Below are 24,130 nucleotides of genomic sequence, written 5' to 3'. Positions count from 1 at the left end.
TAAAAAAGCCCCGGAAAACCGGGGCTTTTTGCTTGCGCTTGTACACTTGAAGTATCTTTTTTAAGGAAGATAAAATGCCCCCGCTGGGATAACCCCCTTGGTCTGGCTCGGACTCTCCCACTGCAAAACAACCCGGGCGTCGCCCGCATTCTCATAATACTCCACCTTTATTTCATACGGCTTACCTGCAATCAGGTTTATGCTCCCTTTTCGTTCCTGGCCGCTCTGATTCACCCAACTATCAATGACTAGCCTGCCATCCATCCATACCCGTATCCCATCATCAGAGTAGGAATAAATGGTATAAACTTCGCTAAAAGCTGCCGTCAGCTTCCCACTCCACCGCACAGAGAACGCATCTACACGAATGGCAGGATCAGGCGAACCTTGTCTCCATGAAAAGTTAATATTGGCATCCGTGCGCATCAGTGCAGGTGTGCCGCTAAGCGTCATGTTATTGTAGTATTGCCCACAGAGTCCACTCTCCAGCACACTATCCCCGATAGCAGCGAAAGCGGCGGCCTCAGCAGCATACTCCTCTCGTGTGAATAGCATTTTGTCGTTCATAAAAGCTTTTATCACAGCATCGGTATTCTTCTCATAGAGAAGTTTCCCCCACGTCAGCTGATATGACCATTTAGGCTGCGTTTTGGACAACAGTTCAGCAGACGGAAGCTCTCCATTCTCACCAATCGCAATCAGCTTGCCACGACCCAGATCCCATAAATTATCATAATGGCTAATCTTGAAATCCGCGTCATAAATGTCGAGTGCCAGCACATCTACCTTATCACTGCCCGGATAGTATTCTGCCGGCTCATCACACCACTGATTTTTTGCATTTGGACTCCAGACCCACAATAAATTATGCAGCTTATGATAATTGGTAAAACGATCGAACATAAGGTTCCACAATGCAGCGTAATTGCTCTTTTGCCCCCACCAAAACCATCCACCATTCATTTCATGATACGGCCGCCAAAGTACAGGAACCCCTGCGTCATTAAGCTTTTTCAGCGACAGGGCTATCTTATCCAGATCAGCTAACAGAGCATTATACTGGGTGGTACCTGGGGTTATATATTTATCAAAATCAGCATTGCTTAGGCTCGTATTTACATTCCCCCAAGTTGGCGCTGTCCCCGGTAATGCAGCATGATAACACATCGTTACGATCCCTCCGGCCCTAGACCAGCGTATCGCACTGCTGACGACCCAATTCCGTTGATTGTCAATTAGAGCCTGTGACTGATTATTGATTGCGCCCAGCTCGTAGCCATGCAGCGCAGCATATTGCCCGCTGGTATTTTTAAGCTTCTCCATGAGCTCGTCTGCACTTTCCAAATAATCATGTTGGCCGCTTATCACACCCTTTCCCTGCAAGTAATAGAGGGTATTCAGCAATAGCTGAGCCGAGGACGACAGCCCCGAATCCGCCGGAGCCATTTGTAATCTGCGAAAAGCCATCTGCCACTGCACATCGCCCACGAACCTTGATGCTGAATCAACCATCTGACGAATAATCCGCTGCTCCATCTATTCTCACCATCCTTTTAAATCTTTTTAAGTTATAGTATGGGGACAATAGTGACATGAACTCAGCGAATGGACATGAAGTTGTAAAATAAGTTGGGACGATATAAGGAACTGCTGAATAAATTCACGGCTCAATAAAAAAAGGAGCTCCGCGGCTCCTCATTATTTCTTATCTTGTGTACCTTAAAGGCAATAGTTCAGTGATTTCATATTTAGCTAATCGGTCATCCTCCGATACAATTATCTTGCAGTCTATTCCGTAATCCGCAATTAACTCTCGGCACATGCCGCAGGGAGAAACTACTTTAATCTCTTTTCCCTCGCTGTCTGGATCAGAATGCCTTACCGCAACAATCGTATCAAATTCCTTATAACCTTCGGATATCGCTTTGCCAATCACCATCGCTTCTGCACAGACTGTAATCCTCCCCATGCTGGCTTCCACATGTACCGCTGTAAAAATCTCTCCTGTTTTAGTACGAAGCGCTGCACCCACATGGTGCCGTCCCCATTCATAACGCCTGGTAATTATATCTTCGGCAGCCGCAATAAGCGTCTGATCCTCAATGGTAATTATGTACTCCATATCCAGTTCCGTCCTCCTTTATTTTACCTAATTATATTAAATCGCACTGAATTATGATATAAGATATACTATTTTAAGTGCCAAAAAAGGAGGAGCAGAATTGAAAGTAAAAAAATGGATCTCCAGTCTCATCATTGTTGCATTACTTGCTTTGGCTAGTTACTGGTTTGAACAAAACGGAGAGCCTACAGACCCCTCGTCTCCATCCGATTCGAGTGTTGTTCAGCTAACCTTCCCATCAGACCGCTATCCTGAGACCGCCAAGCATATTCAGGATGCCATTGCGAAAGGTGAATCCGCCACATGTACGATTAACCGAGAGCAGGCTGAAGAGAACCGTAAAGAGTCCTTAAAAGGGATCCCCACTAAAAAGGGGTATGACCGGGATGAATGGCCAATGGCTATGTGTAAGGAAGGCGGCGTTGGTGCCGACATTGAATACATAACGCCAAGCGATAACCGCGGGGCAGGAAGCTGGGTTGGCAATCAGCTGGAGGATTATGCAGACGGAACGCGGGTAGAATTTATGTTTAAATAACGATCTGTCTGACCATCCCAGGCAACAGAATAGCCCCACCTGGCATTCGCCAGATGGGGCTACAATGCACATCAGCTAACTTAGAATAAGCAAGCTTTAGTGATGATAACCAGCAAGATGAAAAGTACCAGAATTGCTCCTGTTGAAGTCCAAGGACTACACACCGGACCTACTGATGCTGGACTTACTACCGGACCTACGTTACAACCACAACCATGTTCCATTCCCATTTTCAATTCCTCCTAATGATTAATGACTACAGCACAAGATATGTAAAAAGGAGATAAGCCGTTTGGGCGAATTGGCAAACAAATGCCAATCACCTAATGAATTGAAGGTGGACAGTCGATAAACAGGATATACACAAAGGAGGTGCAATATGGATATAGCTGCATTATCAATGGCAATGAGCCAAGCATCCTTAGCTCAAAATGTTGGGATACAGGTCATGAATATTGCCAAGAATCAGGCTGAAACCCAGAGCCAAACCATGGTGGAAATGCTGGGCAAAAGCGTTGCTCCGAATTTGGGAAAAACACTTGATATTAGTGTGTAATTGCTTTATGCTAAGGATACATGAGAACGAACGTTCCTATGTATCCTTAGACTTTTTTTACTCTACATAGCCCTTCGGGCTTTTCTTTTGCGCATTTATGCGAACATACGATCCCATTAGTGATTTTAAACGAGGTGAATAAGTTGGAGAACATGAAATCATATTATCAAATGACTGTGCTTGAGAAATGGACGGAAGATTTATACAAGCGATTAAATCTTCATCAGCCTTCACAAATTTCAATATCGTATATAGCCGAGCGGCTTAATATCTGGGTTCATTATTTGGATGTGAGAAGCAAGAGCATTGAGGCGTCTGCAGGGATGTACAGCCTGTTTATCGACAACCGCCTTCCAGCCAATCTTCAACGGCTAGAGTTTCTTCATGAACTGTGTCACCTCCTTCGCCATGGCAGTGATAATCAGACCTTGATGCCAGAGCATTTCACGCGGGCACAGGAGGATGAATCCGAGCGTTTTATCTTGTATGCGGCGATGCCTTACTCCATGATCTCCCGCATGACATTGCCTGAGCAACGGGAGGATGCCATCTCCTATCTTGCAGCAGAATTTCAAGTTCCTGCCGAGCTGGCCTTACAGCGGATTGATCAGATCCAAAGACGTGTGTTCCAGGGGCAATTATTGGCCGTGATGGGAAGAAACGAAGAACGACTAACACATATTCGCAACGGATCACGGAGATAATAAGCTTAGTTGCAATAGTGCTCTGCATATTCATTTATGGTGGAATTTCTCGTGAGGAGGAACGACATGGAAGCCATTAAAGTAATTGAATTATTACTGACTCATCCGGATTATAATGTAGATGCAGTACACCCCGAAATCCCGGATTTCGTGGGCATTGAGACGATTGAGGTGGATCACGAAACGGGGACCTTCTCCATTTTATTGCAAGAACCCAAAGAAGACTAAAAGAGAATTATTATTCTTCATAAGTTAAAAGGCAGCAAATATAGTATGTCCCGGCAATTCTTCGCCTACGCCTGGTTTACTATCGGTATTTGCTGCCTTTTTGTATAATCTGTTATGCAGATACAAACTGTCTCACACCCATAAGAATTAGAATAACGAATACACCTACAATCCCAAATTACAAACTATAAAGATTTTCACCCCCGGCAACCTCTGACTTGCCTGATTCTCCAGCATCTTAATTCGCTGCTCCAGCTCCAGTATCTTCTCTTCTTCCTACGTCATATATCTATGAATGACATAATAGTCTCTGTGTATTATCTTATACTATATACAAATTATCTATATGGAGGGAATTAATGAAGAAAAATACAAAACTAATCTTCATCGTTCTAATCCTTTTAATCTGTGGAATAACATCCTTAGCCTTCCACTCCTTCCGAAATCATATGAACAGAGAAGTCATTCATTATCTAGTAGAGACGAGAAATTATAAGAAGGAAGATTTTGATAAAGTACACACCCAGATCGCCAAAGCTCCCCTCGTAAGTACCACGGTGATTTTCGCAGACGAACCCTACGCAAGATACTTTTATCGAAAAGAAAACGGAAGGATCTTTCAATACAGCAGGGCTCCTGTTAAAGGTAATGATCCTAGCTATACATATAAACATATCGAGGAGAATCTCCCATGAAGGATTTGCTCTATTAAAAAGACGCGTTTGTCCAGCAGTCAGCATCAGGGCTGCCTCGGCAAACGCGTTTTTTTGATCTTCCCTGCTCTAAATAAGTAACCAGCGTTTGCGTAGACAATATTGACGTGGTACTTAGCAGCTATCGGACACAGTTGATCTTATGTGCGGTATAACCCTCCATTTCAAAGTGTAGCGGACCTTATAGCCTTTATTTGCATGAAAAACACCATATAAGAGCCCCTTTTTAAGGAATAGCGTCACTGGGGTCCTCGAACCTGCTCAAAAGCCTATTTATATGCAAATAGCGACTGCTGAGTCCCTAACCCTCTGGAGATAATTTATGAATAGGCATTCTCTACTCTCCAAACACAAAGAAATTTTCTCAGGAACAAAATGTGACCTAATGCCGTCCTAAATGGTGTTATAGGTAAAGGGGGCACAGTATCATGCAGCGATCCATGACCCGGCCGGGAAATCATGTGATGAAGAGTTACGAAATCTACGCAGATATGCTGTTCCGGATCGCTTTGGTCCATCTAGGCAACCGGCAAGATGCCGAAGAAGCCACTCAGGATACCTTCATCAAGCTAATAGAAAAAGCGCCGGAGTTCAAAGATGCCGAACATCAGAAGGCATGGCTGATCCGGGTAATCACCAACCATTGTAAAACACTACTGGGCAGAGGCTGGCGCAAGCGCGAGGTTAAGCTGGAGAGCGCTGAGCCAATTGCGGCAGACAGCCCCGAGGATTGGGCTCTGCTGCAGTTAGTTATGGCGATGCCCATGAAGTATAAAACCGTAATCCATCTTTATTATTACGAGGACTATCCCATCCAGGAGATCAGCAAGATTCTGCAGATTAGTCAGTCTGCCGTGAAGATGAGACTTCAGCGGGGACGGCAACTGTTAAAACTGGAGCTGGAAGGAGCGGAACCACAGTGAAGGAAGATCAGTTTCGAACATCATATAAGAAAGCGGTGGATTCGATGAAACCAGGTGAAGAGATGAAAAAAGAACTTTTCGACAAAATAGAGCAGCGGCAGGAGCGTAAGCGTCCACGCAAAACCGTTTATATCGCGGCAAGTGTCGTGCTCGCCGCAGGAATCGGTCTGGCTGGGCCTAGTATATGGCAGCAGTTGAACAGTCAGAGCTCCCCGGGGCAGGTTGCCCAGGTAACTCCGGGTGCAAGCAATGCTGGCAATTCGGGCACAGCTACATCGGGCAGCATTGTCATTCCCAAGCTGAAACTGCCAGATAAGGAATCTGGCGTGAAGGCAGATATGATCGCCTTGGTCGTGTATAAAAATAATATTTATACACAGTCAGCGACTCGCATTGACGCTGCCGATGCTGCTGCTCTGCGCGGTGACAAGTTGGGACGCACTACAGGCGGCATCAATGAATGGAGCGGTAACGACGAATATATTGAGTTAGCCTCGAACATCGGTGAAACGGATCTCTATACCGTGAAGGGCTATGACTCCAGCTTCCTGATTATGTCCTATTCGGAAATCAACGGCGAGGTATTCGCCGAACTGTACGAGCACACGAACGGCATCACCATAAACAGCGGCGCCGACCTGTTCGGCAAGCTGAATCTTGAAAGCCGAGTTACTTCAGCTCAATGGGAAAGCTTCAACAGCTGGAACAACGGCCTCCAGCAGCAGGCGCCAATCGCCAATGGCGAGGCGCTTGATGGCTTCCTGACAGCCCTCCAAGCTGCCAAACCGCTGGCAGCAGAGCCGCTGATCGAACAAGGCATCTACGACAGCGAGGACCGCAAGATCATCTATTTGCAGCTGGAAGACAATGCCCGAGTAGAGCTGACGCTGTTCGGTCAAGGCCTTGTACGCTACGGTCTAGCACCGGTATTCTTCGAGGTCGAATCCGGGGCATTCCAGCAGCTGTGGGACAGCATGAAACTTTAGGGATGTTGGTGGAAACCCAGGGACTGCGGTTGGGACGGCGATCGGAAGCAATTGAGAACCTCGTTTCGGTCGCCGTGCTCTCCATTGAACAATTTAGCTGGCTGCTAACAAAAACGGCGCTGCTTCAAAACCATTTCATGGTTTGGAGCAGTGCCGTTTTGTGCTTTACTGTATGGTTTATGAGCCCGCATACTAGATATGCTGGTTGTAGAGGTGAGACTACTATTATTACTTTAAAGGACGATCCTCGCTGTGAATGCTGCAACTAAATCTGTGAAGAGCACGGCACTAACGAGCTAACGAACTAACAAACTAACGAACGAACTAACGAACTAACGAACTAACCTCCTCCAATTCGAGCTATCGGACCCATATGACGTTATTTACTGATTTTCAGCCTTTAGAGCATGGTTTCGGACTCCAGAGACACTATTCCTTAGAAAGAGGCGCAAATACGGTATTTTTATACCAATAGCGACTATGGAGTCCGTTAGAATTGCAAATGAGGGAAAAAACCGCTTTAAGGGTCAGCTGTGTCCGATAGGAGAAGCCTCGTTCACTTAATTGTTATCGAATCAAATTTCAAAGGAATACAGGGTCTCTCTCGGTACTTCCGATTGCTACAAAAAAAGGAACGCCCACCATGGACGCTCCTTTTTTTCTAATTCGTCTACAAAATTCTAGCAAGTTACGCATTTACACTTTCCGTTTTTCGATCCTGTCTTGCGTGTAATGTTTTCATCACAAATCTTGCTATCGGCTGCGCAACCAAAAGTTCAATCCAAAATGCTATTCCAAAGTTTCTCGGCCAGATGTGAAGGAAGCTTTTAAGTGGATCCAGGCTTATTTGTCTCGTCCCAACCCATGTGCCTATAATTGATAGTAAAATAGATAACACCGTGACATTCAATAAAGTATTCAACAGAATCCTTGCATTAAATCCATCGGTTTGTCCCATGAATTTTGGCATCACTTTCCCAACAATCGGTCCTGCAACTAATCTTACGGATAAAACTACGATCATCCACATAAACGGAATAACCTTTAGTGTATCTATATACACTTCCTTACTGAAGCCGCGTTCCAACCCCACAATAATAGGGGCAATAGTGTTAACTGAAATGATTGAAATAATGAGTAAAAATAGTATACCTTCTTTTCCGTTTCTGGGCAGTCTTGTGTCTCCATGCATGTTTGTCATCTCCTAAATAATATTTCAGATGGCAGACGTATCATGAGACATATATTTTTGGCCCAATAAAAAAGACCAATATCTCTACACACTGATTTAATAATTATAACATTTATTTAAAATGAATGTCAGACCTTCTATTTAAATTCTTCAAATCTCACCTGCTGATAGCGAATAGTTACCTGTATGCGCCTTGGGCAGAGAAGTCGTAAAAATCGTCAATTGCTGTTCAATATAAAATCTAGTTACCTTCAGATCATGCTAAAATTTTATATGTATTTCCCCACCTAATAAAACCTCCAGTATTCATTTCCGCGATTTTTCTGAGTCCCTTGTCCAAACACAATGAATCTCAATTCATATATATATAGCAAACTAATAAAGAGGTGAAGCTCATGGCAACAACAACAGGCATTATTACGAACACAGGGACTATCCCAGCATCCAACGTGCTCATTAATATCGATAATGACAACCTTAGTTTTTCATCTAACGTAGTCTATCACGTTTACGTATGGAATACCTTGGTTAGTAAAGGTTTAGTCTACTCCAACTCATTAAATGTTAATGCGAACACCAGCCAGTTTCTCAGTTTTAATATCGCAGGCAATTCAGCTTATGAAGTCCAATTTCTCGTTACTGGAAACGCACCGGCAGACACGATTATTACGGTATTTGGAACGGATTCGTCAGGAAATGTCATCCCCCATCAAAGAGTGCTGCAATCCGAACTAACTTTCATAGCTCAGCTGAACCCGTAAGTACCGAAAAATCTATGACGAAAGGAGCTTCGCATGGTTAATATTCAAATTTCGCCGAGCGCAAGCACTCAATTCGAGCCCACCATCGCGGTAAACTGGCTTAACCCGTCCGTTATGGTCACCGTAGCTGTAGATCTTCGATCAGGCCCTCCCAATATTGGGTTATACAAATCTATTGACGCAGGTAGCACTTGGACAACAACGTTATTACCGTTACCTGCGGGATTTACAGGCATCGAAGCACCACATATTGATTATATTTTTCCGAATACGTTCGTCGTATTGGCTCACGCCTTCGATTCAGACGGTCTCAGCGGATCGATCGTTTCCTATACCTCTGCCGACAATGCCTCTTCATTCGGACCGCCAATCATCGTGAATCAAGGGTTTGGACAGTTTGTGAATGATGACCAGGTGGTCGTTGTCACCGACAAAGCTGGATCAAGTCCCTTTTTTGGAAATGTATATACAGGTTATACGCATGATTACAACACACAATTCATACCGGGAAATACGATATTTTTCAATCGTTCCCTAGATAACGGTAATACCTATTCCAGTCCCTCCCTGCTGTCTTCGGTCGAAGAATTCGAAGAATTCCCCGGTATAGCAATTACATTAAATGGGATTGTTATCGTGGGATGGATCAATCAGCCTCCCGGTAATACTGATCTTAAAATTCGCACATCCTCAGACGGTGGGGTCACTTTTACTCCTGAAACCATGGTCGCGAGCGTTGTAGTCCCACCAGATCCATTGCCAGGATATACATTTAGATGTCTGACATACCCTTCCCTCGCAGCAGATATTTCTAATGCACCGACGACGCGAGGGAATGTCTATGCTGTATGGCAAGATTTTCGAGAAGGTTATTCTGATATTTTTCTTGCTACCTCCACTAATTTTGGCGTGGATTGGGGGTCACCAATATCCATTACAGGTAGTCCGGTGGGCTCCCAAAACTTTTTCCCAGCCATCACCGTTTCCCCTGCGGATGGTGCAATATTCGTTACCTATTACACTAATCGAGTCAATCCCCTCAACCTTGATGTTTATCTAGCAACATCTAGAGATGGCGGTATGACGTATACAAACACCCGGATAACAACAACTTCCTTTGACGTCACCGGTATCCCCCTAATTGGGGACTACATCGGTAATGCCATCGTCCCCCAAACAGGCCGGCTAGTGAACGTATGGACAGACACGCGGACCGGTACAGAGAACATCTGGTTCGGTGATAATCAATAAGCTATTAATCAACTTCTGATGTTTAATTAAAAGGATGTTAAGTTAGTATATCCATCTTCAATAAAGGATGCCGAGCGAATATGCGGCATCCTTTATTGCTTGTTATCAAAATTCAGCATTAACCTGTTTAAAGAAATCATCAAATTCCAGTGTGTCAGACATGCTTTCAGTCCAATCAAAAATCTACGGCGTATGGTACTGCTTCTTAATGGTTTGTATGTAATGACTCCCCTTCCTCTACAAGAGTAGGGCAGTTCCACAGAATACATACTTTTTACCGTTTTCCAGATGATCCGTGATAAAACCAAAGGATCAAACAGCGCCGTGACCAAAATGTGACCATTTCCAATTTTGCAGCTTTTCCAACTCTTCCACTTCTACTTACAAGGGAGCCTATAGATAGCAAAAAACCCTTACAAAGTAAGGGTTTTCTCTAAGTGGGCCCTGAGGGACTCGAACCCCCGACCAATCGGTTATGAGCCGACCGCTCTAACCAACTGAGCTTGGGGAAAGGTTAAAATAAGCTTAACTGTGTATCTTTTTCTTCTATTATAGAGGTTTTTCTATTCATGGATTTAACTCTATATCAGATACTTCGTTTACAAATTCGTTAGCAAGTTTTCGTTATGTTCTCTAGAAAAAATTACCTATAACTGATAGAATACTCCCAGAATCATACATTGGGGGTATTTATTTTTTATGAGAAGAATCATCGTTCCAATCTTCATGTCACTTGTTTTATTATTGATGCCTGTACTTGCTGAGGCACATCCAGGACGTACAGATGCAAATGGCGGTCATTATTGCCGCACAAATTGCGCAAAGTGGGGGCTGGAAAACGGAGAATACCATTATCACAATGGTGGAAGTTCAAATTCAAAACCGGCTGCCACTGCTAAACCAGCTGTTAAACCTACCGCGAAACCAACAGCAAAGCCTACTACTACACCAGCTCCAACTTTGCTTTTACCAAAGAAACAGAACATTGGTACTCTTCAGGTCTACTTTTTCGATGTTGGACAAGGTGACTCTACCTTAATCCGGACTCCGAATAATCAATATGTCCTCATTGACGGAGGTAATAACGATCAGGGTAAGAATGTAGTAAAGTACCTGAACGCCCTTGGTGTAAAGACACTTGATGCCCTGGTTGCTACTCATCCTGACGCAGATCACATTGGTGGGCTAGATGATGTTCTGAAAGCGCTGGATGTTAAATCGGTCTACGCACCAAAGGTATCACATACCACTGAAACATACAAAGATTTTTTGACTGCTGTGAAGAATGAGGGCCGTACCATCAAAGCAGTGACTAAAGGCGTTACCATTCCTTTAACTGGTGTTGAGGCGAAGTTCCTGGCTCCTATTAGAACGTATGGGGATAATCTTAACGACTGGAGTGCTGTCTTAAAGGTCACTTATAAGAACAAGTCCTTCCTCTTTACCGGCGATGCTGAAAAGGCTTCTGAGAACGATATGTTAGCCGATGGCATGAATTTAAAAGCTGATGTATTAAAAGTCGGACATCACGGCTCCAATAGTTCAACCAGTAAAGCATTCCTCGACGCCGTTAAACCACAGTATGCAGTAATAAGCGTCGGTAAGAACAATTATGGGCATCCAGATTCCGGGATTCTTACAAGGTTAAAAAATGCGAATACTTCAGTGTTACGAACTGACCAAAAAGGTACAATTACTGCAATAAGTGATGGAAATAAAATCACTTTTACATCGACTAAGGGGGCTAAGTAAATGCATAAAGGAATCATTGACCGCTTTGAAGGTGAGTATGCCGTCATTGAATTTGATGGTAAAACCGAAGATGTTCTTAGATCAGAACTACCGGCGGAGGTTAAGTCTGGAGACACGCTTATTTTCGAGGAAGGCAAGATCATCATTGATACTGAGGCTACAGCCTCGCGGAAAGAAGAAATCGATAGTTTAATGGATGAGTTATTCGAGGAATAATAGTTATGCCCCGGTGAACGCTTCAGGGGCATTTTTTTATGTAGTCACCTGAATCACATCGTCAATCTTAATCCAATCATAGTCATCATCCGTTTGCAGTTTGATCCGTGTAGCTGCTTGTCTATGGCCATCACAATCCCCCGTATCTTGATATCTCGAACCGGCCCAAACTGAGTGATTGTTATCTGCTCTCGATACCGTTTCGAGTAAGTGAGTACTTGATCAATCAATTCCCACTCCTGCGCATCAAGCACCGGCTTTTTACGGTCCCTCCACTGCTGACCTCGCTCATCACTGATAATGCGAACCTTATGCTCCGGTAACATCATCCTACTGCAATCCCAAATACTCTCCAGTTTCTTAACCATGATGTCTGCCCTCCTAGTAATCTGTCCAGTAATCTATATGGCCACCGTCAATGCCCCATGAAACATATGCTGGTCGATCCTCTTTTCGCTCCCATCCCTCAACGACAACTGCACTCTCAGGTGGTTTCCCAAATTCCCACAGAATGTAGTTGTTCTCTGCCAATTCCTGCAGCCCGACCTGGATCTTTTCTGGTATTCGCCCACTCTTTGTCTCCAGTACCTCTAGCGTAGGCATGTATCCATGATGCACCGAGCAATGCCGCATAATCATCAGCAGCTTGCGGGCCGTATCGCTAAGCATGACGCTGTTCCTTCACAGATTGCCATGACAGGGTACTGGATTCTAGGAATACACGGGGCGAATTGGTGGTCAGGCATGTGGCACGGATACGGCCGTCACGAATACCACGGACCTCGATCTTGCGTTGCGTAATCTTTTCCATTTTGTCCTGGCATATAATCTCAACGGTTTGACCAACCCTCATATTCATGTGATCGCCTCCAAAAAGTAAGAACACTTGTTTGTATTATATTCGAACATTTGTTCTTAAAACAACAAGAAACCTATTCACTAATTGGAATAAAAAATATTTTAATCTTTTTAGATCTTTTTATTACATATATAGTCAATTATGTTTAGACATAATTCCCCTTTAAAGATAAAATTCAGAAGTTAATCAAAGAAAAGGTGGGATTTAATGATTAGTATATAAATTATGCACTAAGAACAATACATAAATAACAAGGAGTGTAACTAATGAAAAAAATAAAGATAGTCTTCATGCTTATGTTTATTTTTGCTGTTATGCCTATTTCTGGAGTTCATGCATATCCCGAAGGGCTTCTTGATGGAAAATTAATGACTGAGGCAGCAAGTAATACCACCACTTCGAAGTTGACTGATAACGATTTATCTACTAATGAAAATTTATACTCATATTTAAAGAACCGAGCTTTTACATATCAATTTTCTGAAGAAACAACTATAAATGCTTACCAATTCCATGCAAGTGATTTTAACCGTTTAGAAATTAGATTTTACGATAGTGCTGGGAAAATTATATCTAATGTATATGAGCCACATTCATCTTATAAAGGAGTTAAGGTTAGTATCACGCCTATTCCTGGCGTAAAAACAGTATCTATTTCAAGTGCATTTGGTGATTCACTTTATTTATATGAATTTGATGTTTTTGGCGTCGCTTCGACACCAACACCAACGGCTACTCCAGTACCTACAAGTACTCCTAGCCCAACCGTGACACCAACGGCTACTCCAGTGCCTACAAGTACTCCTAGCCCAACCGTGACACCAACGGCTACTCCAGTGCCTACAAGTACTCCTAGCCCAACGGCTACACCAACAGTGACGCCTAAACCTACAGCAACTCCAGAGCAGCCATCAGGGGATCGAGCTATTCTTACCATCACTCTGGTGAATGGAACAGAAAAAGAATACGACCTACCAATTGCAGAAGTAGATGCATTCTTGAAATGGTATGACTCCCGTGATGCCGGTAGAGGACCTGGATTATATGCTATTGATAAACACTCAAATAACAAAGGCCCATTCAACAAACGTAAAGATTATGTTGTCTTCGATAAAATACTTACATTTGAAGTAAGTGAGTACACAATTCAATAAACAAAAATAACCCCGCTGACCAATTAAGGTTGACGGGGTATTTGTTATACACGCTTATGCCAAAACCATTCTAAATTCAAATTCATTTCTCATGTAATAAGCATCAGCAACCTTAACACTGACTGGGCTCCATTTTTGTACTGGACCCTCACAATCAATTACACAGCCAGCCAAATCACCACAACGTTCAAGTATATCCACTTGAGACTGTTTTAAGGCAGCTGATAGAAATTCTGCATCCGTCTTCAAGACTTTGTATACATTACTCAATACGATCACTCCTAAAAAGAGAGGGTAAACAGCGCTATTCCTAAAACAACAACTCCCACGATTATATCACTATGTCTTTTCTGTTTTTCAAATAGTTATATCCACCAATAGATATGAGCGCTCCACACATCATTACAACCAGCAAAGATAGTTGTTCCTCATCCGCAACATCATAATTATTGAACAATAAAGAAATACCTAGAAGAGTAGATGCTGCACAAAAATGGACACCAAATTCTTTAAAGATTTTCTTCATTACAGCACCCCAATACCTGACCTCATTTTCTCTGCTTTATATACTTCTTAATCAAATAAAACAAAACAAATCCCAGTAGCATTAAGCCAAGTATGGCGATCCATATATTGCTAGATTCCCCACAGAAAAGTATGTATCTCTATACTGATAATTTTCATTATTCATAATAGTAGATTAATTCATTTGGAATATTATGTATATTCACTCTATATCACTGGTTAGGAAAATTTGCCTGAATGCATAAAAATACCCCACCATTACTGGCAGGGCTGAGTGCTTCCGTTGACTCAATACTATTTACATACACAACACTGTATAGTTGTTATTTTTCTGCTAAGAAGTCTACAATGATTTAGATTCTAATGTCATATTAATAAGAGTTGACTGTAATTGCCACCATAAGATGAAGGCACCTGATGTTCTTTATACGTAAAATCTCCAAAACTCCAATTCAATTCATTCATAGAAGCTGTTCCGTCTACTGGCCAACTAATTAAGAAATTCTTTATTATATTTTCTTTGTAATTATCCTCATAAAATTTATTTATTAGTTTTAAAGTTGTTAAAGCCATTTCAAACTTATAAAGCAAATCATTGTCATTCTCATATTCAATACCAACCTTTAAACCACCATTATCACCTAAGAAAATCATAAAATTATTAGTTTTGACAAGGTATCCATATACGTTCCTAATCAGAGGGAGAGGACTGATTTTATTTTTAAACGTCTCAAAATTAAAATCATAAAATTTATTAGGCACTACATCAGCAATCAAGCGTTTCATTGTCGTCCTCCCCCTCATTATATTTCGTGATTTCAAGTACTTTTGTATAGTATGACATAAAGTATGCTCTACCTTCAACATTATCATATGCACGGGTACGAATAAGTTGCTCCATTTGGCCTATTTCCCCATTTAAAATTTCTACCGTCCAACTCTCAGGATCTTCTTCACTTGTTCCGATGTTTTTCCTTTCAACTTCTTTTTTTAATTGGTGGGAATGACTTAGGGCTTGAGCCATTGCCGCATAATCTAATTTTCCCATTAATGCTTTTAATTGCATCGCTGTTTCAGCAATTTGTTTATTTTTCTCTGAATCGCTCAAATTATTCACATCCGGTATTTGGAATAAATACTATTTAACTCTTCACGTAACAAACAAAGTTCTTCAATTATAAGTTCATCTTGAGTTTTGATGGTATTACCATTATCACTACTCGTAGATGTACCAAATTCATATATATTATTTATAATATTTCTAACATTATCATTCGCAAAAATTAATAGGTACTGATTAATTGAGATAGTATCGATTATTGTTTGAACTGGAAATGTATGATGTCTTCCTAATTTTTTTTTCGTTTCATGTCTCACTAATTCAATCAACAAAGGGGAAAATATCTTTTCACCTAATTCTTTTACAGAAAACTCATGTTTTCTAGTCATGATCTGTTTCATATTTTCTGCTCTTAAAAATATAAAGGTAGTTACTACTGAAAGTGCTGCACCGATAAAAACATTAATAGTAGTTAGATATGCTGGAGCCATTTATTCCTCACTCACATCTTGTTGATTTTCAAGCACAGTTTCTACAAACTGGGCAAGTTCATTCATTAATTTGATGATATTATCTAATTCTATTTGTTCTTTTTGCGATTTATACATTTGACCCATTAGATCAACCAGTTGTTGTGTTAGCATCACAGAAGTATTGAAATCTAATTGGCCTGAGAATTCAACATTGTCATTCCTTCTCAAAGTTACAACCGCAACCTGCTCAGATAGTTCTCTTGTAAAATGAAATGCACCAATCATAAATGGTCTACCCATTTTTGCATATGTTTGTCGTAGAGAATCCCCATAAAAATTCTTATATGTATTAATCTTAGCCAATGCTTCTCTTAAATTCTTATCTGGAACACTATCTACATTTTTTTCAGATGAAATGTAGACAAATAAGCCTTGTCCAACTTCTGGCCCGAACAACCGCATAATGAAATCCATGTAATTAGGAACATTCTTATCTAAAAGAAATACTTCAGTTATCTTTTCGAGCATACTAAACTTCCTTGGTTTCGATAATTCTTCTAGTATTTGTTTAAAATCCACTTGTATTTTTTCATGAGCCATCTATTTATTCTCCCCATTATGTAAGTTATAGTATTATTCTATTCTGATACAATAATCCCTCTTTTTTTAGGATATTTTTTATTTCAACACTTTAATTTGATACTTAGGGATTAAAAGGAATCAACTAGGTATAATTTTTCGGTATAGGATCATTGTTCCTTTTTTTAAAAAATAGTAAGTAATAAGAAAATATACACTACAACTCACTCAAACGAAACGAATACAAAAAAAGCCCACTAACCGAAGCCAGTTGGCTTTTTGCTGGAACTACTTAAACTTACGATGTAATAAAAATGCGAGGTTATAAAGTTCCTACAGTTGTAGGCAATGTACCCAATAACTCGAAGGACCTACTTGAGATACCTGATCAACACAAACCTGCGGATCATTCATCGGCGGGTTTTGTACTTTAAAATCAATACAATAAATTAGTCCTAGGTCATACATACCAATAACATCCTATTATTACAACATTCGACTTTTATATATAAAAAATCACAAAAACTTTTATTTTTTAAATCGACCTTATAGCTTATATACATAATTACCCATCAAGATTACTATTATCCATGTAAGTAATTACTTTATTTGGGAGGATTATAAAAGCATGAGAAAGCTAACCACAGTTTTATCAATCGCTTTATTAACTACCGCAATTGCTCCACTCGCATCAGCAAATCAATCAAACTCAACTGTAACACCTCCGCAACAGGTGAGCAGTCAACAAGAAACAACAAACAGCTATACTTATAATGGCCTCCAAATTAATTCTCCCCTCACTTTGAGCGACAATCAACTAGCTTCTATTTACAACAATGTTCAAAAAGCACCTCAATCTGGTGAAACATTAATATCCCCCTTCGCTCATGAGATAGGTGGTTCTGGAGAACTCGTATACGGTCCTTTATATGAAACTCATAAAAACAAAGATGTGGCTCTTTTTGCCTCACTTACTACAGCCTGGTTAAATAATTTTGTTTATAAAAAAATCGGATGGAATCCTACATGGTTCAAAAAATGGATGATTTCAGCTTCCGAAGCTTGGTTTTATAATTCAGAAATCAAACCCACATACACAGGAATATGGACCACTAGATCGGGTGATCCACAAGTACCAGGATTATACCGCTATTACCTCACACTAGTACATTATACAAATGACTCCTTCATAACACCTATCAGTGTGCAGTATAATGAAGTAGCAACTGAATATATTCAGTAATAAATTAATACCCTATAAATAATCCCCGTTGAATTAGATTTAAGTTCAACGGGATCTCTTTTAAAGTGATTGGAGGTTTAACATGACAGAAATTGACGAAAGAAAATGGGGACAGCAGGATCCTGTCAAAGAACCAAAAGATCGTTATGCACAGTTTTTAAAAGTTGTATCACTAACCTTCGTGAGTGTCACATTCACCATTATTTTCACTGAGATAAACATGGGCAACTTTCCCCTTAAGCTCATTTTCTTTATTATTGGACAATTTCTCATTTACGGATATGTCATGAAGAATGTGTCCATGACCTCAGAAAAATTTAAATTATTCTGTAACAAATTCAAAATAAAGCTACCCATTCTCTACATTTTGTATTTCTTGTTTCTCTTCTATATCGGGCAACCATATTTATAAAGTAGCTCCGTTCAAAAAAAGGGCTATAGTAAGAAAAGAATTCACCAGCCGATGCCAGTAGACTTTTTCCAAAAGGTTTTAGTATTTACGTTATGATGTTAACCATCTTACTTGCTGCGTCATATACAACTGTAGCCCCTAGTGCCTCTGCTACAGCTCGTGCAGGGGTAAAGGTTGTGCCGTTATAAAGTGCGCCGTCAGCAATCTTCTTGCCATTTACGAATACTGCCACTTTATTGTCATTGTTCACTTGTCTCCCTTCTTCCTTCTTCTTCAGTCCCAAATACTTTGCAATCCCGATCACATGGCCATCAATGATTGCTTGGATAACTACATCTTTTTTGAGTTTGGCAGCGTCGGTTGCCACATCCAAAAACAAATTCTCCGTGAGTACTGCTGGCATGTTACTTTCTCGTATCATGTGCAAATTATCTGCCTTCTGCCCCCGATTTATCACACCAACAGCAACCTTATTAAGCATGTCCACAATCGCCATGTGTAGCACGTTCTGCAGTGCTGCCGATGCGGCTGAGGCTTTTATATATCTAAATGACTCAAAACCACCAGAGCCCCCCCCCAGCGTTACCATGAATTGAAACCAGAATATCAGCGCCTGCTTTGTTGGCTAGATTTGTGCGCTCTTTTAATTCCAGAAACACATCAGTGCTACGGGATAGTAACACCTGAACTCCATCATAATTTGTCTCGAGTCGCTTTTTAATCTCCAAAGCCACTGACAGTACGATGTCTTTCTCTTTTAAACCATTTGCGACTGCTCCTGAATCCTTACCACCATGTCCTGCGTCGATCCATACCTTCTTCATTGTTCATTTTCCTCCTTCGCTTTAGACGTTTGTTTAACCAGTTGATTACCGTACACAGCAACTGCACTACATAAAATCGCCTGTAGAACACTGTCTACGTTTAATCCAGTAGTCAGTACAACCAGGATAATTGCAGCTAAAGTAACTGCGTAAATGATTGTCCAATCGGGTATCTTTGGGGTTTGTTTAAGGATATAGCCAATCACCCAGCACACGGCGACAACCATCAGCAATTCTGGCTTAATAAAATTTGCAACTGCATTCCATTCCATATAAATTCATCCTCTCTATTCTTCGATTTTGTCCAAGCGTTTATGGGCTTGCTTGGTAGATTCTTCAACTCGTGTTACTCGCTCTGTTAATGCATCAAATCGTCTTACCTGGTCTTTTAACTCAAATCGAACATCATCAACACCATGTTTGATGTACTCAACGTCTGTACGCAATGCCGCACCACTACCAGCCTCTTGTGCCACATCCTTTTTAAATGCAGACGTTCTGGTTACCCACCCTAATACAACACCGCTTACTGCTGCAACTAATGCTGTGATCGTTGTAATCTCCACTACCTTCCCCCCCTTAATATAAATAGCCCCCGGGGATCCGAGGGCAAAATAAAAACGCCTATATGGCGTAGTTTTAAGACAAACAAGGCATAATAGATTGGAATATTTTGTAGTAAGATTACGTCCCGTATGATACCAAATAACCGTTTTGTGAATAGCCAGCGTTATTGGTCAATGTAAAGGTGGGGTTCCCATCAAGCAAAGTTATCGTACCTACTACCAATGGGTTTGCTTGACCCGTTACTCTTAGGGCTTTAAAGCTTTCGCCTGGTCTTCTACATACTACTGCGTGTGGTATACCAGAAACGAAATAATCATCCACGACAATCATCTCAACTTTGCTGAGGGCTGACTCCTTCACAGAAATAGCAGTTCCCGCCGGAATATTGAAGTATGTTGAACGGACAGACTTTATACTAGCAGCAGCCATAGTGCCTTGTATCCCAAACATAATCATGTCTTTAGGGATATTCTCTGGCTGTAGGTTAGGTTCTTCCACTGTGTACTTGGTGGTTTCGTCGTGGTAACCGTTGTAAACACCGTCAGCCTGTGAGAAAGCCACGCGACCAAATGAGGCATCGTATAACGTGACAGGCACGTAAAAATCTGTTTGCTTCTTCATAGTTCCGGTTCCAGCGAATATCTTAACACCCTCAATTACTTGTGGTGGTTTCGCATCGCCTACCCATGTTAATTCTACCATATCTTACGCCTCCTCTATAACTGCCGATATATACACGACATTTGCTGTGTTGGATTTAACTTCGATAGATATCGGACTTGCCGAAGTCGCGGCTAGGAATACCGTCGGTAAGTGGTAGCTCTTGGCCTCTAACAATTGGGACGGCAACATTACTGAGGTTTGCGCTTTCCCGTCATAAAAGGTTAGTGTCACTTCTACAATAGCCGGGGCAGTCAGTCTTAAGTAGCCTTTAGCCTCGTACATACCCGCACCGACCGGAGTATAGTTGCACATGCTCACGTTTGAAGTGGTAGCCACTAAATTGTTATAGGTATAGCCACGGGCCAAGGGGACATCCGCAATTTTTTTATCTGCTCCGCGAAGTGGAACAGTATTAGCCACGTTGGTTAGGGACGCATCTCGTCCGGCCAAAGTATCGGCATTACCCCATTTTATCGGTACGGTGACAACGTTCGCTATACCCGTTTCACTTGTGATATTGGTAATCGTCCAGCCGCCGGAGGCTACGGCACTGGCTCCAACGTGGGAGGCCAACACCTCGGACACCTCTATAGATGGGTACTGCATAACCGTGGTAGTTGTACCCAAAAGGATGCAGCACTTACTGCCATCAAAGGCAAACCGTACAGACGTAAATGGCAAAGTACCCACCGCAGAAGAAGCTAAAGCAGATGTCATGTCCCATTTTGTTCCAGTTGTGGCGTTATACCCCCCAAGGGTTAATTCCCACGCTCCACGGTTAGACGCATACTCATAACCTCTTATTTTGATGTTCATCATGGTATTATTCCAGCCAACCGGAAGGGTTATCTTGATTGTCCCCGTATTATTGGCGGCGCTCTTGTATGAAGCTAAGTTGTGGAGCTTTATAGATTCAGTACCATAGGTTCTTGATACAGGCCCAGTAAAGTTGCCCCCAGTTGTTGGAATAGGGACGAATCCCAGCGTTGATCCCATAACTGGCGAAACGTGGACGCCAACACCAATACCGCCCGCAACAACCACGGGCATAGCAATCTGCACTACATCCCCCAATGTTGCGAAAATGTTCGGCGCAGCATTCGAATACCCATTCGCTGAGGGTATTGTTTTTTCGATGTGTACCCATCCATCAGCAGGAGTCAAAGTAATATTAGCGGACATAGTAACGCCATTTTTCCGTAACCTCGCTTCTTTGGTTATGACGGCATTTTTGCCGGACTTAACCCTTATCCAGAAGGACACAGTAAATAGTTTATCGACCCCGCCAGCAGGAAAATTGTTGTTCACAGTCATTAAATATGTTCCTGCAATGCTCCCTGCATTACTTACCCCAGAACCCATTGTAAACGAGGCTATGTTAAATTCAGTGCCGTATCTTAACCCCCCTAGACCTAAAGCCGCTATGAGACTAACGACGTCATCTGTTAACGCCCCGTTTGTCCCTCCGTTAGTAGAATTATCGTGGTAGAACCTGCCACCACTAGCGACTGTAGTCCCGTTATAAGGAGAAAAGAAAGAGTTATTAGCGAATGAGGCGGTGAGTTGCAATGACCTCGGATCACCATCAGTACCCATAAATCTACCTGAGTCCCCAAGTAAATTTACAACTCCACCGTAAGGCAAATTATTTATGTTTAAAGTTCCGTTGCTTTCTAGTCCTGCGATTCCCCCAGGGACGTTTATTAGTGCGCTGCTCGGCGCGTATGTCCACGCTCCCCATCCTCCGTTGACCCTCCTTCTGCTGTATTCGCCTAATGATGAATTAGCATTTAGGGGATTCGCTTTTTGGAGTACGTAACGTTCGCCGTTATCCGTGTCGGAATGAACGCTTACTTGAATATGCCACCAGGTCGATCCAGGCGGTGCATTCAAAAGCCCGTTCCCATCATAAAACCCAGAAGTAACCACAGTGTCTAGGTCAGTTCCTGTAGCAAGCATTTTATTCCTGCCATCGTCTTTGGTTAACTTATATAATTGCGTCAAATCCACGGCAGATTTAACAAACGCCGTCGTAGCTAGTTGGTTATTATTTGTAAACGCCGTGGCCGTCGGAGCCGTTGGCGTCCCCGTAAGGGCTGGAGAGGCTAAAGAAGCCTTAAGAGCAAGAGCTGTGTTAGCTGCGTTAGTTGCTGCTGTCTGAGCACTGTTCGCTTTTGTCGTTGCGTCTGTTGCTGCAGTAGCGATTGCCGCAGCCTGCGCTGCATCTGCTTTAGCTTGAGCTCCTGCTGGAGTTTCTTTGGCATTCCATGCTGTGCGCTCCGCAGCTGTAAGATGTACTGTAGTGTTATCTACATGAGTCTTAGTCGCAGCCAGTGTAATGTCAGGTGTGTCGAATGGATTAGCTTTGCCTGTGATGGCTTTGAAGTACTTAATAATCCAAGAGAACCACTGAGTGATAGTGCCCGTCAAGCTATATGCTGTTGTAGTATTAGGATCAGCAGTACGGTTACCTATCGTAGTATCTGTAGCCGATCCCGCAGCACCAGCTCCAGGAATGAGCCCGGCCAACTTCGCCTTCTCCGCAGAAGAATAATCCTCTGTTGAAAGTTGTTTGCCCGCTACCTTATCCACTTTGCCCGAAAGCTGATTAGTGACCGTGGCTGCGAAGTTAGGATCATTATTCAGTGCATCTCCGATTTCCTTTAGTGTATCGAGAGCATCCGGCGCGGCCCCGACCACAGCTTGAATACGCTGGTCCGTCTCCGTTTTGCTGTAAGTGGATGACTTATCTGCTTTTGCCAGCAGAGCGGTATCAGCATAGGTTTTGGCAGATGATAGAGCAGCATCAGCTTTAGTCTGAGCACCTGTAAGTGTCTCCTTGGCTTTCCATTCCGCTCTTTCAGCAGCCGTTATGTGCTTGACTGTATCTTTTTTATGAGCATCAATATCCGTAGTGTTCAGATTCGCCTGTTCATGGGCAGTTTCAATCCCCTCTTCTATATAATTCAAACGCTGAGATGTAAGACGTGTACCTTCTTGGACCAGTTCGTACAAAGGCCGTCCGGTTTGCGGGTCAGTCTTTTGCTTACCAGAGGAATCTTTTATCGGCTTGGCCAAGTCGGGAATCTCGTCCTTCCATTGCTGCTTGTTATACGCCACCAGCACTCGCCTCCAATCTCAAAACAAATTCAAAGGCAATTAAAAACCCCTTATCGTTTTTAGTTACGAGAAGGGGTTGATCTGCCAGTATATTACCTTCAGCATCCAGCAAGGCTGCGCCTAGAAGTTGTTTGCCGAGGGCTTGCGTCTCCGTTATATAAATGTACTTTCGAACAGACATACCAGCCACAATTGTGTTGTAAATAGGATACGTCGTCTGAACGCCTCCTATATTCACTCGCGCGCTGACGATGTGGCCATTCAAATTCGAAACCAGCTTTTCCAGAAGCAGCTGCTTAATAACGTCTGCCATTACTACCCTCTCCCAAATGGCACTTCAAACCCGCAAATCGGGAAGTCTACTCCATGAGAGTACCCAGTACCTTTTATATTAATGACTTGCGTCGGAACTGCTGAACTAAATACTGCTCGACGAATATGAACCGGACGCACGTATTCAAAATCAGCCTGCAGACCCGCCATGTTAAACGGTTGGACTAAGGAAAATTCAAAATGGATCTCTTTAGCTAAAAAGTCCTCTGAAACACTTTTGAGCTTTCCATGCTGATTTCCCAGTTCCCGCAATAGAGGTAGCTTAAAAGGACGATCGCCCCAGCGCTTCCGGCGTATCGCCTCTCTACGTTCATCGTCGCTTCCCTCTTGAGTCTTCCGGAAGTACATCCATTCCCAGATCCACAATGCCCAGGTT

General features: G+C 42.3%; 34 protein-coding genes, 1 tRNA gene and 1 pseudogene. 13 read left to right on the top strand and 23 right to left on the bottom strand.

The window, feature by feature from the left end:
• Positions 1 to 60: 60 nt before the first annotated feature.
• Positions 61 to 1,536, bottom strand: a complete 1,476-nt coding sequence (locus tag MHH60_RS20270; protein ID WP_076136662.1) for a glycosyl hydrolase — start codon at positions 1,534 to 1,536, stop codon at positions 61 to 63.
• 169 nt (positions 1,537 to 1,705) lie between these two features.
• Positions 1,706 to 2,122 (bottom strand): cytidine deaminase, encoded by a 417-nt coding sequence (locus MHH60_RS20265; RefSeq protein WP_076128854.1) that lies wholly within the window; start codon positions 2,120 to 2,122, stop codon positions 1,706 to 1,708.
• A 100-nt stretch (positions 2,123 to 2,222) separates the two neighbouring features.
• Here MHH60_RS20265 and MHH60_RS20260 point away from each other — a divergent pair, with 100 nt between their 5' ends.
• Entirely contained in the window at positions 2,223 to 2,660 is a 438-nt protein-coding gene (locus tag MHH60_RS20260) for a NucA/NucB deoxyribonuclease domain-containing protein (RefSeq protein WP_076128851.1), read from the top strand.
• 80 nt (positions 2,661 to 2,740) lie between these two features.
• Here the strand turns inward: MHH60_RS20260 and MHH60_RS20255 are convergent, their stop codons facing one another.
• Positions 2,741 to 2,890 carry a hypothetical protein gene (locus tag MHH60_RS20255; protein WP_155288175.1) on the bottom strand — a complete coding sequence of 50 codons (150 nt, stop codon included), beginning with the start codon at positions 2,888 to 2,890 and terminating at the stop codon, positions 2,741 to 2,743.
• 149 nt (positions 2,891 to 3,039) lie between these two features.
• Between MHH60_RS20255 and MHH60_RS20250 the strand changes: the two genes are divergently transcribed.
• The 6 genes from MHH60_RS20250 (at position 3,040) to MHH60_RS20225 (ending at position 6,770) form a co-directional block, all read left to right on the top strand.
• Positions 3,040 to 3,216, top strand: a complete 177-nt coding sequence (locus MHH60_RS20250) for a YjfB family protein (protein WP_076098563.1) — start codon at positions 3,040 to 3,042, stop codon at positions 3,214 to 3,216.
• Between the two features lie 152 nt (positions 3,217 to 3,368).
• The gene (locus MHH60_RS20245; protein WP_036683410.1) at positions 3,369 to 3,920 is read left to right on the top strand and encodes an ImmA/IrrE family metallo-endopeptidase; all 552 of its coding nucleotides are present in this window, start codon (positions 3,369 to 3,371) and stop codon (positions 3,918 to 3,920) included.
• A gap of 66 nt (positions 3,921 to 3,986) precedes the next feature.
• Positions 3,987 to 4,148 (top strand): hypothetical protein, encoded by a 162-nt coding sequence (locus MHH60_RS20240; RefSeq protein ID WP_155288176.1) that lies wholly within the window; start codon positions 3,987 to 3,989, stop codon positions 4,146 to 4,148.
• Positions 4,149 to 4,507: 359 nt separating this feature from the next.
• Complete coding sequence (locus tag MHH60_RS20235; RefSeq protein WP_076136660.1) at positions 4,508 to 4,843, top strand: DUF3139 domain-containing protein; 336 nt, start codon at positions 4,508 to 4,510, stop codon at positions 4,841 to 4,843.
• Between the two features lie 446 nt (positions 4,844 to 5,289).
• Positions 5,290 to 5,784: an RNA polymerase sigma factor gene (locus tag MHH60_RS20230; protein WP_076136658.1), complete on the top strand. Its 495-nt coding sequence runs from the start codon at positions 5,290 to 5,292 to the stop codon at positions 5,782 to 5,784.
• A complete protein-coding gene (locus MHH60_RS20225) occupies positions 5,781 to 6,770 on the top strand; it encodes a hypothetical protein (protein ID WP_081389056.1) in 990 nt (329 codons plus the stop codon). The genes MHH60_RS20230 and MHH60_RS20225 overlap by 4 nt, the downstream gene beginning before the upstream one ends.
• Before the next feature lie 688 nt (positions 6,771 to 7,458).
• Here MHH60_RS20225 and MHH60_RS20220 read toward each other — a convergent pair.
• Entirely contained in the window at positions 7,459 to 7,962 is a 504-nt protein-coding gene (locus tag MHH60_RS20220; protein WP_076136656.1) for a hypothetical protein, read from the bottom strand.
• A 395-nt stretch (positions 7,963 to 8,357) separates the two neighbouring features.
• Between MHH60_RS20220 and MHH60_RS20215 the strand changes: the two genes are divergently transcribed.
• Positions 8,358 to 8,723: a hypothetical protein gene (locus MHH60_RS20215; RefSeq protein WP_076136654.1), complete on the top strand. Its 366-nt coding sequence runs from the start codon at positions 8,358 to 8,360 to the stop codon at positions 8,721 to 8,723.
• A gap of 33 nt (positions 8,724 to 8,756) precedes the next feature.
• A complete protein-coding gene (locus tag MHH60_RS20210) occupies positions 8,757 to 9,974 on the top strand; it encodes a sialidase family protein (protein ID WP_076136652.1) in 1,218 nt (405 codons plus the stop codon).
• A gap of 438 nt (positions 9,975 to 10,412) precedes the next feature.
• Here the strand turns inward: MHH60_RS20210 and MHH60_RS20205 are convergent.
• Positions 10,413 to 10,478 (bottom strand) — tRNA-Met (locus tag MHH60_RS20205).
• 195 nt (positions 10,479 to 10,673) lie between these two features.
• Here MHH60_RS20205 and MHH60_RS20200 point away from each other — a divergent pair.
• Together MHH60_RS20200 and MHH60_RS20195 are read left to right on the top strand one after the other, a co-directional pair.
• Positions 10,674 to 11,726, top strand: a complete 1,053-nt coding sequence (locus tag MHH60_RS20200) for an MBL fold metallo-hydrolase (RefSeq protein WP_076136650.1) — start codon at positions 10,674 to 10,676, stop codon at positions 11,724 to 11,726.
• The gene (locus MHH60_RS20195; protein WP_076136648.1) at positions 11,727 to 11,942 is read left to right on the top strand and encodes a DUF3006 domain-containing protein; all 216 of its coding nucleotides are present in this window, start codon (positions 11,727 to 11,729) and stop codon (positions 11,940 to 11,942) included.
• 53 nt (positions 11,943 to 11,995) lie between these two features.
• Here MHH60_RS20195 and MHH60_RS20190 read toward each other — a convergent pair whose 3' ends face one another.
• Genes MHH60_RS20190 through MHH60_RS20180 form a run of 3 tightly spaced genes read right to left on the bottom strand, consistent with a single transcriptional unit; the run spans position 11,996 to position 12,801 of the window.
• Positions 11,996 to 12,310 carry a YolD-like family protein gene (locus tag MHH60_RS20190; RefSeq protein WP_081389055.1) on the bottom strand — a complete coding sequence of 105 codons (315 nt, stop codon included), beginning with the start codon at positions 12,308 to 12,310 and terminating at the stop codon, positions 11,996 to 11,998.
• Positions 12,311 to 12,323: 13 nt separating this feature from the next.
• Positions 12,324 to 12,611 (bottom strand): helix-turn-helix domain-containing protein, encoded by a 288-nt coding sequence (locus MHH60_RS20185; protein WP_076136646.1) that lies wholly within the window; start codon positions 12,609 to 12,611, stop codon positions 12,324 to 12,326.
• The gene (locus MHH60_RS20180; RefSeq protein ID WP_076136645.1) at positions 12,604 to 12,801 is read right to left on the bottom strand and encodes a hypothetical protein; all 198 of its coding nucleotides are present in this window, start codon (positions 12,799 to 12,801) and stop codon (positions 12,604 to 12,606) included. Before MHH60_RS20180 ends, MHH60_RS20185 begins: the two co-directional genes overlap by 8 nt.
• Before the next feature lie 266 nt (positions 12,802 to 13,067).
• Between MHH60_RS20180 and MHH60_RS20175 the strand changes: the two genes are divergently transcribed.
• On the top strand, positions 13,068 to 13,955 hold the full coding sequence (locus MHH60_RS20175; protein WP_179088919.1) for a hypothetical protein: 888 nt from the start codon (positions 13,068 to 13,070) through the stop codon (positions 13,953 to 13,955).
• Positions 13,956 to 14,009: 54 nt separating this feature from the next.
• On the opposite strand, the gene MHH60_RS20170 is transcribed toward MHH60_RS20175, so the two are convergent.
• The 7 genes from MHH60_RS20170 to MHH60_RS20145 form a co-directional block, all read right to left on the bottom strand.
• Positions 14,010 to 14,225, bottom strand: coding sequence for a hypothetical protein (locus MHH60_RS20170; RefSeq protein WP_076136640.1), 216 nt, complete (start codon positions 14,223 to 14,225; stop codon positions 14,010 to 14,012).
• 61 nt (positions 14,226 to 14,286) lie between these two features.
• Positions 14,287 to 14,481 (bottom strand): hypothetical protein, encoded by a 195-nt coding sequence (locus MHH60_RS20165; protein WP_076136638.1) that lies wholly within the window; start codon positions 14,479 to 14,481, stop codon positions 14,287 to 14,289.
• 22 nt (positions 14,482 to 14,503) lie between these two features.
• Entirely contained in the window at positions 14,504 to 14,614 is a 111-nt protein-coding gene (locus MHH60_RS33325) for an LPXTG cell wall anchor domain-containing protein (protein ID WP_076136777.1), read from the bottom strand.
• 232 nt (positions 14,615 to 14,846) lie between these two features.
• Positions 14,847 to 15,266 (bottom strand): hypothetical protein, encoded by a 420-nt coding sequence (locus MHH60_RS20160; protein ID WP_076136636.1) that lies wholly within the window; start codon positions 15,264 to 15,266, stop codon positions 14,847 to 14,849.
• A complete protein-coding gene (locus MHH60_RS20155) occupies positions 15,247 to 15,588 on the bottom strand; it encodes a hypothetical protein (RefSeq protein WP_076136634.1) in 342 nt (113 codons plus the stop codon). The genes MHH60_RS20160 and MHH60_RS20155 overlap by 20 nt, the downstream gene beginning before the upstream one ends.
• 5 nt (positions 15,589 to 15,593) lie before the next feature.
• Entirely contained in the window at positions 15,594 to 16,031 is a 438-nt protein-coding gene (locus MHH60_RS20150) for a hypothetical protein (RefSeq protein WP_076136633.1), read from the bottom strand.
• On the bottom strand, positions 16,032 to 16,613 hold the full coding sequence (locus MHH60_RS20145; RefSeq protein ID WP_076136631.1) for a hypothetical protein: 582 nt from the start codon (positions 16,611 to 16,613) through the stop codon (positions 16,032 to 16,034).
• A 607-nt stretch (positions 16,614 to 17,220) separates the two neighbouring features.
• On the opposite strand from MHH60_RS20145, the gene MHH60_RS20140 reads away from it, so the two are divergent.
• Positions 17,221 to 17,835: a hypothetical protein gene (locus tag MHH60_RS20140; RefSeq protein ID WP_076136629.1), complete on the top strand. Its 615-nt coding sequence runs from the start codon at positions 17,221 to 17,223 to the stop codon at positions 17,833 to 17,835.
• Between the two features lie 497 nt (positions 17,836 to 18,332).
• Here the strand turns inward: MHH60_RS20140 and MHH60_RS20135 are convergent, their stop codons facing one another.
• From MHH60_RS20135 to MHH60_RS20100, 8 genes and pseudogenes are all read right to left on the bottom strand, one after another.
• Positions 18,333 to 18,836, bottom strand: a complete 504-nt coding sequence (locus MHH60_RS20135; protein ID WP_306082187.1) for an N-acetylmuramoyl-L-alanine amidase — start codon at positions 18,834 to 18,836, stop codon at positions 18,333 to 18,335.
• Positions 18,802 to 19,071, bottom strand: a complete 270-nt coding sequence (locus tag MHH60_RS20130; RefSeq protein ID WP_306082186.1) for an N-acetylmuramoyl-L-alanine amidase family protein — start codon at positions 19,069 to 19,071, stop codon at positions 18,802 to 18,804. Before MHH60_RS20130 ends, MHH60_RS20135 begins: the two co-directional genes overlap by 35 nt.
• Positions 19,068 to 19,343 carry a phage holin family protein gene (locus MHH60_RS20125; protein ID WP_076136626.1) on the bottom strand — a complete coding sequence of 92 codons (276 nt, stop codon included), beginning with the start codon at positions 19,341 to 19,343 and terminating at the stop codon, positions 19,068 to 19,070. The genes MHH60_RS20130 and MHH60_RS20125 overlap by 4 nt, the downstream gene beginning before the upstream one ends.
• Positions 19,344 to 19,358: 15 nt before the next feature.
• The gene (locus MHH60_RS20120; RefSeq protein ID WP_076136624.1) at positions 19,359 to 19,637 is read right to left on the bottom strand and encodes a hypothetical protein; all 279 of its coding nucleotides are present in this window, start codon (positions 19,635 to 19,637) and stop codon (positions 19,359 to 19,361) included.
• A gap of 118 nt (positions 19,638 to 19,755) precedes the next feature.
• On the bottom strand, positions 19,756 to 20,340 hold the full coding sequence (locus MHH60_RS20115) for a hypothetical protein (RefSeq protein ID WP_076136622.1): 585 nt from the start codon (positions 20,338 to 20,340) through the stop codon (positions 19,756 to 19,758).
• A 3-nt stretch (positions 20,341 to 20,343) separates the two neighbouring features.
• Positions 20,344 to 23,421, bottom strand: a complete 3,078-nt coding sequence (locus MHH60_RS20110) for a pyocin knob domain-containing protein (protein ID WP_076136620.1) — start codon at positions 23,419 to 23,421, stop codon at positions 20,344 to 20,346.
• Complete coding sequence (locus MHH60_RS20105; protein ID WP_076136618.1) at positions 23,411 to 23,734, bottom strand: hypothetical protein; 324 nt, start codon at positions 23,732 to 23,734, stop codon at positions 23,411 to 23,413. The genes MHH60_RS20110 and MHH60_RS20105 overlap by 11 nt, the downstream gene beginning before the upstream one ends.
• Positions 23,735 to 23,736: 2 nt before the next feature.
• Positions 23,737 to 24,130, bottom strand: a pseudogene (locus MHH60_RS20100) (hypothetical protein); the annotation flags it as partial.

This window comes from Paenibacillus sp. FSL H7-0716 (assembly GCF_038002705.1).
Taxonomy (GTDB): domain Bacteria; phylum Bacillota; class Bacilli; order Paenibacillales; family Paenibacillaceae; genus Paenibacillus_AQ; species Paenibacillus_AQ odorifer.
The sequence above is the reverse complement of the archived record's forward strand: the minus strand, read 5'-3'. Positions and strand labels throughout refer to the sequence as shown.

What these genes read in the sequence shown, in the direction of transcription:
- MHH60_RS20270 (WP_076136662.1), bottom strand. Translation starts at nt 1,536, where the DNA reads ATGGAGCAGCGGATTATTCGTCAGATGGTTGATTCAGCATCAAGGTTC.
- MHH60_RS20265 (WP_076128854.1), bottom strand. Translation starts at nt 2,122, where the DNA reads ATGGAGTACATAATTACCATTGAGGATCAGACGCTTATTGCGGCTGCC.
- MHH60_RS20255 (WP_155288175.1), bottom strand. Translation starts at nt 2,890, where the DNA reads ATGGGAATGGAACATGGTTGTGGTTGTAACGTAGGTCCGGTAGTAAGT.
- MHH60_RS20250 (WP_076098563.1), top strand. Translation starts at nt 3,040, where the DNA reads ATGGATATAGCTGCATTATCAATGGCAATGAGCCAAGCATCCTTAGCT.
- MHH60_RS20245 (WP_036683410.1), top strand. Translation starts at nt 3,369, where the DNA reads ATGAAATCATATTATCAAATGACTGTGCTTGAGAAATGGACGGAAGAT.
- MHH60_RS20240 (WP_155288176.1), top strand. Translation starts at nt 3,987, where the DNA reads ATGGAAGCCATTAAAGTAATTGAATTATTACTGACTCATCCGGATTAT.
- MHH60_RS20235 (WP_076136660.1), top strand. Translation starts at nt 4,508, where the DNA reads ATGAAGAAAAATACAAAACTAATCTTCATCGTTCTAATCCTTTTAATC.
- MHH60_RS20230 (WP_076136658.1), top strand. Translation starts at nt 5,290, where the DNA reads ATGCAGCGATCCATGACCCGGCCGGGAAATCATGTGATGAAGAGTTAC.
- MHH60_RS20220 (WP_076136656.1), bottom strand. Translation starts at nt 7,962, where the DNA reads ATGCATGGAGACACAAGACTGCCCAGAAACGGAAAAGAAGGTATACTA.
- MHH60_RS20215 (WP_076136654.1), top strand. Translation starts at nt 8,358, where the DNA reads ATGGCAACAACAACAGGCATTATTACGAACACAGGGACTATCCCAGCA.
- MHH60_RS20210 (WP_076136652.1), top strand. Translation starts at nt 8,757, where the DNA reads ATGGTTAATATTCAAATTTCGCCGAGCGCAAGCACTCAATTCGAGCCC.
- MHH60_RS20200 (WP_076136650.1), top strand. Translation starts at nt 10,674, where the DNA reads ATGAGAAGAATCATCGTTCCAATCTTCATGTCACTTGTTTTATTATTG.
- MHH60_RS20195 (WP_076136648.1), top strand. Translation starts at nt 11,727, where the DNA reads ATGCATAAAGGAATCATTGACCGCTTTGAAGGTGAGTATGCCGTCATT.
- MHH60_RS20190 (WP_081389055.1), bottom strand. Translation starts at nt 12,310, where the DNA reads ATGGTTAAGAAACTGGAGAGTATTTGGGATTGCAGTAGGATGATGTTA.
- MHH60_RS20185 (WP_076136646.1), bottom strand. Translation starts at nt 12,611, where the DNA reads ATGCTTAGCGATACGGCCCGCAAGCTGCTGATGATTATGCGGCATTGC.
- MHH60_RS20180 (WP_076136645.1), bottom strand. Translation starts at nt 12,801, where the DNA reads ATGAATATGAGGGTTGGTCAAACCGTTGAGATTATATGCCAGGACAAA.
- MHH60_RS20175 (WP_179088919.1), top strand. Translation starts at nt 13,068, where the DNA reads ATGAAAAAAATAAAGATAGTCTTCATGCTTATGTTTATTTTTGCTGTT.
- MHH60_RS20165 (WP_076136638.1), bottom strand. Translation starts at nt 14,481, where the DNA reads ATGAAGAAAATCTTTAAAGAATTTGGTGTCCATTTTTGTGCAGCATCT.
- MHH60_RS20160 (WP_076136636.1), bottom strand. Translation starts at nt 15,266, where the DNA reads ATGAAACGCTTGATTGCTGATGTAGTGCCTAATAAATTTTATGATTTT.
- MHH60_RS20150 (WP_076136633.1), bottom strand. Translation starts at nt 16,031, where the DNA reads ATGGCTCCAGCATATCTAACTACTATTAATGTTTTTATCGGTGCAGCA.
- MHH60_RS20145 (WP_076136631.1), bottom strand. Translation starts at nt 16,613, where the DNA reads ATGGCTCATGAAAAAATACAAGTGGATTTTAAACAAATACTAGAAGAA.
- MHH60_RS20140 (WP_076136629.1), top strand. Translation starts at nt 17,221, where the DNA reads ATGAGAAAGCTAACCACAGTTTTATCAATCGCTTTATTAACTACCGCA.
- MHH60_RS20135 (WP_306082187.1), bottom strand. Translation starts at nt 18,836, where the DNA reads ATGGTAACGCTGGGGGGGGGCTCTGGTGGTTTTGAGTCATTTAGATAT.
- MHH60_RS20130 (WP_306082186.1), bottom strand. Translation starts at nt 19,071, where the DNA reads ATGAAGAAGGTATGGATCGACGCAGGACATGGTGGTAAGGATTCAGGA.
- MHH60_RS20125 (WP_076136626.1), bottom strand. Translation starts at nt 19,343, where the DNA reads ATGGAATGGAATGCAGTTGCAAATTTTATTAAGCCAGAATTGCTGATG.
- MHH60_RS20115 (WP_076136622.1), bottom strand. Translation starts at nt 20,340, where the DNA reads ATGGTAGAATTAACATGGGTAGGCGATGCGAAACCACCACAAGTAATT.
- MHH60_RS20105 (WP_076136618.1), bottom strand. Translation starts at nt 23,734, where the DNA reads ATGGCAGACGTTATTAAGCAGCTGCTTCTGGAAAAGCTGGTTTCGAAT.